Below are 2,220 nucleotides of genomic sequence, written 5' to 3'. Positions count from 1 at the left end.
GCGCTGGGGGCGGGGTTGGCCGGGCTGGCGCGGGGAGGGTATCGGGCCGCCCCGCGGAACTCCCGGGGGATGCTGGAATGCCAGGAACAGGCCGGGGCGGGGGCGCCCGTCCGGCTCCAGCTCCAGCAGGTCCTCGCCGTGCCAGCGGATCGAGCCTTCGGTAACCTCGTAGTCCTCCTTGCCGGCGAGTACGTAGGCCAGCGTGGACTTGCCCGAGCCGTTCGGCCCCATGATCGCGTGCACCTGCCCCTTCGGCACGGTGAGGTCGAGACCGCGGATAATCTCCGCGTCTTCCTCGGCGATCTTCACGTGCAGGTTCTTGATCTCAAGCATTATCGTCGTTCTTCCTTGTTTCCCGTCTCGTCGATGCTCTGCCAATCCCTGGCGCGGCCCCGGGCGGATGGATGCCCGGAACGCATCCGCGCATCCCGCACAGGGCTGATTAACCGACCGAGCCTTCCAGGCTGATGCCGATCAGGCGCTGCGTCTCGGCCATGAACTCCATCGGCAGCTGCTGGATGACATCGCGCACGAAGCCGTTGACGATCAGCGCCACCGCCTCTTCCTCCGACAGACCGCGCTGCAACGCATAGAAGAGCTGGTCATCGGAAATCTTCGAGGTCGTCGCTTCGTGCTCGAACTGCGCCGTCGGGTTCTTGGCCTCGATGTAGGGCACCGTGTGCGCGCCGCACTTGTCGCCGATCAGCAGGCTGTCGCACTGCGTGAAGTTGCGCGCGCCGCGCGCCTTGCGGTGCGCCGAGACCAGACCGCGATAGGTGTTGTCCGAAAAGCCCGCGGCGATACCCTTGGAGACGATCCGGCTGGAGGTGTTCTTGCCCAGATGGATCATCTTGGTCCCTGAGTCGATCTGCTGGTGACCATTCGAGATCGCGATGGAGTAGAACTCGCCGCGCGAATTGTCGCCGCGCAGGATGCAGCTCGGATACTTCCAGGTGATCGCGGAGCCGGTCTCGACCTGCGTCCAGGAAATCTTCGAGTTGTCGCCACGGCAGTCGCCGCGCTTGGTCACGAAGTTGTAGACGCCGCCCTTGCCGTCCTTATCGCCCGGATACCAGTTCTGCACGGTCGAGTATTTGATCTCCGCATCCTCATGCGCGATCAGCTCGACCACCGCCGCGTGCAGCTGGTTCTCGTCGCGCATCGGCGCGGTGCAGCCCTCCAGGTAGCTGACATACGCGCCCTTGTCGGCGATGATCAGCGTGCGCTCGAACTGCCCGGTGTCCTTCTCGTTGATGCGGAAGTAGGTGGACAGCTCCATCGGGCAGCGCACGCCTTCCGGCACGTAGACGAACGACCCGTCGGTGAACACGGCCGAATTCAGCGCGGCGAAATAGTTATCGGACTTCGGCACCACCGAGCCCAGATACTTCTGGACGAGGTCCGGATAATCGCGCATCGCCTCGGAGATCGAGCAGAAGATCACGCCGGCCTTGGCCAGCTCTTCCTTGAAGGTCGTGACGACGGACACGCTGTCGAACACCGCGTCAATCGCGACATTGCTCGACTGATAGCCGCTGTCTTCCTCAAGCTGGCTCGGCTCGTCGGCCTTGCGCACGCCCGCAAGAATTTCCTGCTCCTTCAGCGGGATGCCCAGCTTTTCATAGGTGCGCAGAAGCTCCGGATCGACTTCATCGAGGCTCGCCGGCCCGTCCATCGACTTGGGCGCCGAATAGTAATAGATGTCCTGGAAGTCGATCGGCGGATACTCCACCTTCGCCCAGGTCGGCTCCTTCATCGTCAGCCAGCGCTGATAGGCGTCCAGACGCCATTCCAGCATCCACTCCGGCTCATTCTTCTTTTCGGAGATGAACCGGATGATGTCCTCGTTCAGGCCCTTCGGGGCCTTGACGGACTCGATGTCGGTGGTGAAGCCGTACTTGTACTTGTCGACGTCGATGTCCTTGACGCGTTCGATGGTGTCGAGATCAGCCACGTCTGTTACTCCCGTCGTTGCTCTTGTCTGTCCTGAACCGGCCTTGCGCGCGGTTCGCTTCTCGTCTCGGACGGCCTCAAGCCGCCGCCGATTGCTGTCTTCGCCGTTCGTAGATCGCCTGCCACGCGCCCAGGAACCGCTCGCCCTCGTCCTCCTGCGAAGACCACCCAAGGCTGATACGGAACGCGCCGGAGGCGGCTTCATTATCCAGCCCCATCACACCACACCCCGGGCCCGCCCCTCCCCTCCCCCCAGACCAGGCCCCA

2 protein-coding genes are annotated in these 2,220 nt (G+C 63.4%); both read right to left on the bottom strand.

Annotated elements, in window-relative coordinates; translation table 11 throughout:
* A partial coding sequence (locus I6U14_RS12530; protein WP_296899793.1) for an ATP-binding cassette domain-containing protein occupies window positions 1-333 on the bottom strand: 333 nt, incomplete at its 3' end.
* A gap of 109 nt (window positions 334-442) precedes the next feature.
* Complete coding sequence (gene sufB / locus I6U14_RS12525; protein ID WP_296899791.1) at window positions 443-1,954, bottom strand: Fe-S cluster assembly protein SufB; 1,512 nt, start codon at window positions 1,952-1,954, stop codon at window positions 443-445.
* Between the last annotated feature and the right edge of the window lie 266 nt (window positions 1,955-2,220).

The organism is Thiohalocapsa sp. (genome assembly GCF_019695415.1).
Classification (GTDB): Bacteria; Pseudomonadota; Gammaproteobacteria; order Chromatiales; family Chromatiaceae; genus Thiohalocapsa.
The sequence above is the reverse complement of the archived record's forward strand: the minus strand, read 5'-3'. Positions and strand labels throughout refer to the sequence as shown.